Source organism: Sedimentibacter sp. B4, from assembly GCF_000309315.1.
GTDB classification, from domain to species: Bacteria; Bacillota; Clostridia; order Tissierellales; family Sedimentibacteraceae; genus Sedimentibacter; species Sedimentibacter saalensis.
In genome coordinates this window covers 1-239 of the sequence record NZ_CANG01000625.1, presented here as the reverse complement: position 1 = coordinate 239, position 239 = coordinate 1, and the positions used below count along the sequence as shown (strand labels likewise).

1 protein-coding gene is annotated in these 239 nt (G+C 70.7%); it reads left to right on the top strand.

Translation table 11 applies throughout. The annotated features are described in order from the left end of the window. Window positions 1-203 (top strand): hypothetical protein (locus BN358_RS26735; RefSeq protein ID WP_198018453.1); only part of this gene is annotated, 203 nt, incomplete at its 5' end. Window positions 204-239: the final 36 nt, after the last annotated feature.

Below are 239 nucleotides of genomic sequence, written 5' to 3'. Positions count from 1 at the left end.
GGTACGGACCGTTCAGCAAGGCCGTTCCCGACCACGCCAGGGCGACCTCGGCGGTCTACGTGAACCTGGCCGCGCTCCGGTCGGCCGATGCCGACTACGGCGAGTACGGCGATTTCGTGACCTCACTGCAGAGCCTGGGCGCCGAGGTCGTGCCGGACGGCGCCGGCGGGGGCTCGTGGTCGGTGCGCCTGGTCCGTTCCTGATCCGGATCAGCGCGGCGGAGCATATACCTCCTCGGC